Annotated in this window: 5 protein-coding genes; all 5 read right to left on the bottom strand. The window is 37.5% G+C overall.

Going from position 1 to position 7,350, the window contains the following annotated elements; translation table 11 throughout:
- Positions 1-463: hypothetical protein (locus T391_RS08635; protein ID WP_034583994.1), on the bottom strand; the 463-nt coding region annotated here is incomplete at its 3' end.
- Positions 464-585: 122 nt separating this feature from the next.
- On the bottom strand, positions 586-900 hold the full coding sequence (locus T391_RS0105815) for a hypothetical protein (RefSeq protein WP_034583992.1): 315 nt from the start codon (positions 898-900) through the stop codon (positions 586-588).
- A 150-nt stretch (positions 901-1,050) separates the two neighbouring features.
- Complete coding sequence (locus T391_RS0105805) at positions 1,051-1,692, bottom strand: hypothetical protein (protein ID WP_027327541.1); 642 nt, start codon at positions 1,690-1,692, stop codon at positions 1,051-1,053.
- Positions 1,693-1,726: 34 nt separating this feature from the next.
- Complete coding sequence (locus tag T391_RS0105800) at positions 1,727-3,499, bottom strand: ATP-dependent nuclease (RefSeq protein WP_027327540.1); 1,773 nt, start codon at positions 3,497-3,499, stop codon at positions 1,727-1,729.
- Positions 3,500-3,501: 2 nt separating this feature from the next.
- Positions 3,502-7,245, bottom strand: a complete 3,744-nt coding sequence (locus T391_RS0105795) for a DUF7149 domain-containing protein (RefSeq protein WP_027327539.1) — start codon at positions 7,243-7,245, stop codon at positions 3,502-3,504.
- Positions 7,246-7,350: the final 105 nt, after the last annotated feature.

Genomic DNA, 7,350 nt, shown 5'->3' with positions numbered 1-7,350 from the left:
GGACTTCTCTAAAATTATTTTCGACAGTTTCACCATCAGTGGCTTGTGCTTGGAATTTGGTCCCTATAAACCTTGCTTCATTTTTAAATCGTGAAGCTTTAAGATTCACTCTGTCTTGAAATATTGCATTGCTAAAATCAGTTTTCTCCTCAAAATCACAAGCTATACACTCAAAATCTTTTTCAAAAAGACAACTTCTTGCATTGAAAAAATCTCTAAAAGAGCAATCATGAAAAAATATCTTTGTTTTGATTGTTGATTCTTTGTCGAACTTGTTTTTTCTTTGTGGAAAAACAATAGCATGTTCAAAACTACAACGCCGAAACTCGATCTCTATCGCTTTGAGCCATAGTGATGCATCAATCTTTCCAATTTCAATATCCGATACTTGAAAATTTAATCCTACTTGTTGAATATTGTCTTCATCAATCCCCAAAAGCTCTACAAGTTTTTCTTTTGTCATTTTCTCTCCTCAATGATTCTAATCTCCTCATCTGTGAGGTTGTAGAGCTTATAGACTAGAGAATCGATTTGGGATTCTAAGTCTTGGATAAAAATCGTGATTTTTTCTTGCATTGCTTCTCCTTAGCTTGGGATGATGGAGTTTTTGCGAATGGTTTTGATAAAAGAGTAAGCCAAAAATCCAAAGAGGAGTGTATAGAGTCCCCCAAGGGTGCAAATGGGATCAAGCAAAGCTTTTTTGGAATCAAAAAAGCTCATCGCTGGGACTAGATATTTGGGAGAGATGATAAAAAACATTGAAACAACTCCGTATCCCAAAATAATAAGCAGTGTTCTTGAGTGCTCCCATACCACACCCAAAAATAAGCCTATAAAAACCAAAGCCAAAACAAAATTTCCTAGTAAATAGTCTGAAGTATGCTCCTCAATAGAAGCCATGATATGGCTTCTATTTTGATAATGTCTTCACTATTTAGCAGTCCAAATGCTCGACTGATTTGCAGCCTGATATCTTCGGCATTCATATTGTCATTCCTTTGATTTGAGATGGAGTTTCTATGGATAATACCCCTCCATCTATCTTCATCCTTATTCTCTTTTTTCCACGAGATTCACAATCCCATCAATCACTTTAAATTCAAAACTTAGCTGTGGTGAGGGTTTGGGTTTTTCTACAAACTTTGGTGGGGTTTTATCTCGTGGATTATGCCTGTTCAAAAATTCACACAATTCTTCATACTTGATTGCTCTTTTGGTTGATTTGTCCAAAATAGCATATCTATAAGTAGAGTCATACTCCACAAGATCTACACATAGAATCGCTCGTGTGTCATCTATACTCCCTGCATAAAAATAAGCTTGTATCACTTTGAGTTCTTGATATTTTCCCCTGTGATTCCGATAAGAGAGGATCACTTGATCCCCATCTTGTGCAAGACTAATCGATAAAAATCCATTATCAAACTCATAATGTGTATATACCATTATAAGATCTTGCATATCTATCACTCTGAAATATTTCTCTTGCAAATATCTAAGGTAATGCGTAGCTTTGCATTCTTTGAGATTATCTAGGATTGAGTCGATCTTGAAGCTAAAGATTTTTCGCTTTTTATAGAATCGATTTTTGAAGCAAACCTCACTATCCAAAAAATCTAAAACATCTTGCTCGTCCCACACTCCTCCAAACTCTGTGTCTTCGCCTAGTGTGATTTCAAATTGAAAAGACATTTTTGCTCCTTAGCTTGGGGATGGTGGAATTTTTTTACCGTTTTGTCATTTTTATCAAATCTTGAACTTTTTTATCGCTAAGTAACAATTCGATCTGATTTTTGTTGAGTGATTTCTTAAAAAATTGAGCTAAATTTTTTTTAACACTAGAACTATCAATTTTTATCTTTTCTCCACCATCTGGATTTTTATCATTTTTTTTATTCTCTAAGAAATTTAAAACCCCTTTGTTTTTAAAAGCCGATTGTGTTAAGTTTATTTTGAATTTAGAAATCTCATTTTTTGAAAAACTTTGCAATTTGGCTTTTTTAAGAATTATATTGAGAAGCTCACATGTTACTTCGACAGGAAGCATGTCTTCGATCTCAATATTTTTATCATTTTCCAATATAGTACTTCCATCAATTAGCAAAACCTCATATTTTATTTTTGAAAATTTTTTGTCCTCGAGCTTTTTGTATTGCTCTCTTCCTTTTTGATCGTTATCTAAAATGACCCTAAAAAATGTATTTTCTTGGGCTAAGGCATCGCAATAATTTAAAAATTGTGCAATATTATCTGCCCCATCACATGATCTAATTTGGGGCTTTTCATATCCAAAAATATCGCAAAGCTTTTCCAAATAAACTTTGTCACAATCGCCTTCAACAAGAATATTAAAGCCATCAAAAATCAAAAAATCTTCGTCTTCAATTCCAAGGTATTCTTTAATCTTTTGGATACCAATATTTTCGCCAACATCAACTAAATCCGTAGAAATACGATTGTGTTTTTTGTTGCCCGTTCTTGTAAATATTTTTTCACTAATATTTTGTTCTAATAAAAATACATTCTCAAAAGTATTGCAATCAATAAATATTGGCGAATGTGTGGTTATAAAAAATTGTCCATGTTTTCCGTATTTCTTCATATCAGACAATAGTTTTTTCTGCAGCCCTGTATGAAGATAAACATCTGGCTCATCAATAGCGATAATCCAATTTTTATTGCTGTCGATAAATTTTTCCAAGATTCTGAAATGCATTAAGATATGAGATAGTCTTTGCAGTCCCGAACCCTTTGAATCTAGTTTTTTACCATTTGATTTATCTTGGATGTAAAAATCTGTTCTCGCTATCAATAGATCACGAAAATTTTCTACTTTTTGCGGGACATCAAAGCCAAGCCCCCACTCCTCCTTATATCTTTCAAAAATTGGAGAAATATTTGAAGCTAGATCATCAAGAATTTCTTTTAGTCCTTGCAATATATCTATAACCTTGTTTTTTAATGCTTGCTTTCTGCTTCCTATTCTTTTCTTTGCTGTTTCAAGTCCAAAAACATCATCAACAAGTATTTGTATGGTTTCCGGAAAAGAAATATTGATTGCTTCTAAGAAAAAGAAATTTATATTTTTAAGAAAATTTTTAATTTCCTTTTTATTAAGTTTGTTTCTATTTTTTGTTCCAAATATTTTATAGCCATGCTCTCCATCATCCTCAAAAATATCTATTCGATTTTCATCCCCATGTTTAAGATTCCAATCTTTTATAATATGATATGTATCACCGCCATTATCAAACATAACCTCAATTCTGGGTCTATAACTAGAACCCCTAGAACCTTCATATTTATAGGATGGAGAATCTGTTAAAGGAAAGAATGTGTTTTTGGCAAAAAATAAAGCCAAAGCTTTTAATACATTTGTTTTTCCCACATTGTTTGCACCACAGAAAACAATTAGTCCATTTTGTTCTTCCACATTGATCTTTAAATCTAGAATTGATCTAAAATTTTTTATATGGATTGCTTTAATTTTTATATTCATTTTTACTCCTTGCTTTCAATAATTGTGATTTCCTCATCTGTGAGGTTGTAGAGCTTATAGACTAGAGAATCGATTTGGGATTCTAGCTCTTGGGTGGGGGAGCTGGGGTTTTGCTCTTTTGCTGTTAGAATCTCCTCTACTAAAGCGATGATTTTGTCTGCTGTGGGTTTGTTTGATTCTGTGATTTTTGGGATAGGCAATCTTTCTAAAAATGCTTTTTTGTAACGATAGCCACTTTCCCCTAGTCCCCCTCCTGCATAAAATGTTTTAAATGCAAAAGCCACAAAAGAATTATTAAGCAAGGCTATGAGATACTTTAGATTTTTTCCCGTCAAAACAAAACTTGTAGCTTCAGCGAAAAAATGTTCTGTATCTAAATGAAATTGTGGCTCTCTAACAATTTCACTATATACAATCTTCTCCCTCTCAAACTCCCCATAATAAGCAATGCTATCCTGTGTTTCAAACCATTGATTACTTGTTTTCTTTCTGCATCCTTTTTCTCCACTTTGATCAATTCTTGGGCGAAATTGAGAGAGATAAGATTTGAGAGAGGGATAATCCTCGATATTGAGCTTTAGACTTGGGAAGGTTCCGATGATCCACAAATCTGCCCATTCATAAGAGTAGCGTTTGATATCCCTTCCTCTTAACATTTTTCTAATGATTTTCTCTGTGGCTTCTCTCTCCTCTTGGGTTTTGCAGTTGTTTAGGATCTCCTCTCTTTTCTCAGTTGTGATGATAAAGGCTTCGTTGTAGCCTGTTTTGATCCCATAGTTGATGGTGATGTCCCATTCTTTGAGTGGTGTGCCAATAGATTCGATTTTCTTTTTGAGAGCCATCACAGAGCTAGAGGAAAATGTCAGAGACTCACTAGATAGGGAGTTTTGAGGGAGAAAGTCAAGCTTAGAATCCAAAAGCTTTGAGCCATCATTGCAAGAGAGATATCCCACTTGATGTCCTTCTTGTGGAGAGAGTTTGAGGAAGCTTGTGATAGAGGTATCCACCGTGGCGCTCTCAAAGACTTTTTCACCATTGAAATCAATATAGCTTTTAAAAGTGCTTTTCTCTAGGATAAATCTCCTTAGAGCCTCTCCATATCCAGCTCTAGTCCATTTATTGCTTGTGATGTAAGAGAGGATTCCACCCTCTCTTAGGAGATGATAGCCCCGCTCAAAGAAATAAGTATAGATATCGCTTGTGCCTTTGAAGATCTCATAGCTTTTGGCAAGAGTGGGTTTGAGATCTTTGATGAGTTCTTGGCGGATATAAGGTGGATTGCCAATCACGCAATCAAACCCCATGAAGTTCCCCTCCTCATCCAGCACTTCAGGGAACTCAAACCTCCACTCAAAGCTTTCACTTGATCTAAGTGATTCGATGGCTTCATAGCTCTCTTGGATCACTTCTAGGAGTTTCTCTCCCCTTGCATCCATCGCCATTGGCTCTAGGCTTGTGAGTGTGGGGGTAAATCGATATCGCTTCTCTCTAGCAAGCCTAAGCATCGCCATCCCAAACTCTGATCTGATATCAAAGCTCTCATCTCCATAGATTTGGATGAATTCCTTGAGGGATTCTCTGAGCTTGGCATTGAGCGGGTTTTGCTCTGCGAGATAGGAGGTGATGAGGGATTTGACACTTTGGATGTCTTGGAGGATCTTGGCTTTTTCTCCCATACCTTCTTTGTAGAGCTTGACTGAGTCTTTGTAGTTTTGGATGGAGGTTTTGAGGTTTTGGGCAAAGCTTCTAGTCTGCCCGATGCTGAGATTGGAATCAAGAGGGAAATTAGAGATAAGACTATTACCACACTTGATATTGATATCGATATTGGGCAGGGTTTCTAGGGCATCAGTGGGCTTGCCTTGCTCATCAAAGAGATAGAAGCTATATTTAAGAAGCTCGATCCAAAGTCTAAGCTTAGTGATCTCACAAGAGTTTGGGTTAATATCCACGCCAAAGAGGCAGTTTTCGATGATGGATTTTTTGAGATTGAACAGTCTTGTTTGGATGATGTGCTCATCTTCATCTTGATGACTTGGGCGTGTGTAGGCAAACACTCCTTCTCGCGTATGGATAAGGATCTCATCATTTTCCACCTCCAGTGAGCATCCTCTAGGGAGAGTGAAGATCCTAAGTGTATAGGCGATGTGGATCATTTCATTTAGAGCTGAGACTAGGAAGTGTCCGCTCCCCACACTTGGATCACAGATGCGGATGGAGAGGAGTGTGGATCGGAGCTCTTCATCGCTGATTTGTGTGTTTTTCTCGATCTGGGCTTTGAGTGATTCTAGACTTTGGCACTGCCAAGTATAAGTGGAATTGAACTTCTCTAGTGTGGCTTGCGTGATGCTCTCTTTGCACATATAGCTCGTGATGAAGCTTGGGGTGTAGAAGCTCCCTTCTTTGTAGCCATTGAGTTTTTCGAAGACAAGCCCAAGCACGGCAGAGTTGATGAGGCGATCGTGATTTTTCTTCACGCCCTCCTCTATGTCTTTGGGCGTGGTGGTGAAGTCATAGGCATGCAAAAATCTGAAGAGATACTCTAGGAGCGGGAGGGAATGGGTGTCTTTAAGCTCCTTTTTGAGGATAGATCGAGCAAAAAGTGGCAATGGATGAGAATCCAGCAGTCCGATCTCTCTCCCCTCACTCTCTAAAGTGATGCGATCAAACAGGCTAGAGTTGAGATAAGGGATGGAGAGAAATTCTTGAGGGAGTGAGGCAGAGCGAGAGTCTTGCTTCTTGGCTAAAACCTCAAAAAACAGCGTCTGTAAAGTCTTGAAATCTTTGATGATGGAGATATCCAAAAAGGGCTTAGAGAGATGTCGGAATCCTAAAAGCATGGATTCTAGAAGTCTTAAGAAAAGGATGCGATTATTCCAAGTGGTGATGAGGGTGAAGATGCCCTCTTGATCGATGTGTGGATAAGCTTGAGAGATCGAGTGAGAGAGGGTGTGGGGGATATGGCTTGGCTGGATGAGGATCTTGCCTCCGCCTTTGCCATTCTCACTCACCTCTTCTAAGCCCAAGATATAGAGGAGCTCTTCATAGAATCCTTTGTTGAGTGTGTTGGCATCAAGAGTTCTTTTGCTTTTTAGAAGCACTTGAGGGGAGAGGAGCTGGAAGATGGGAGTGAGATCTTGGGGTGTGAGGGATTGAGAGAGTGTGAAATGTGTATAGGGTAGCTCTCCTTCAAACTTATCTTTGAGATAATCTCCCAAGTCTTTATAAAACTTCTCTGTGCTTGTGTTTGTGCCCTCTTTGTCATCGCAGTTGGTGTAGAGCTTTTTGATCTTTTTGTCATTTTCAAAAATCTTGAAGCTTTTGGCATCAAAGATATAGAACTCATAAGGATTGCAGAGGATGATGTGCTTGATGGAGTTGTTTTGCTTCTTTTGTGTTTCTCTAAGAAAATAGAGGATAGATTCACAGAGGGCTTTGGAGAGTGGAGTGTCTTTGGGAAATTCAGCCTTGTTTTTGAGGGCTTTGACTTCAATCAGTACTTGAGCCTCTCCCTCGATGTAGATCGCGCTATCTACTTTGCCCCTGGTATTGCAGTCATAGCCAAAGGCTCTGCCTAGGAATCTATTGATTTCATTTTTTTGAAATTCTTCATCATCTTGTATCGATGCTTTTTGTAAAAAGAGCTCAACCTCTTTGGAAAATCTTTCGATCATTTCTTTGGTAGGGTTGATGGGAGAGCATTTTTTCACAAAATCTTTGAGGGGGATGTGCTTAAAAGTAATCATCAAAATGCCTTTGAAAGTCTAATAAAACAGAATATGTCAATTATAAACAAAGGGGTTGCGACATTCAAGGTAAATGAAAGCTATACAACTATCTAAGACTTTGAC

It is taken from the genome of Helicobacter pametensis ATCC 51478 (assembly GCF_000518225.1).
GTDB classification, from domain to species: domain Bacteria; phylum Campylobacterota; class Campylobacteria; order Campylobacterales; family Helicobacteraceae; genus Helicobacter_G; species Helicobacter_G pametensis.
The sequence above is the reverse complement of the archived record's forward strand: the minus strand, read 5'-3'. Positions and strand labels throughout refer to the sequence as shown.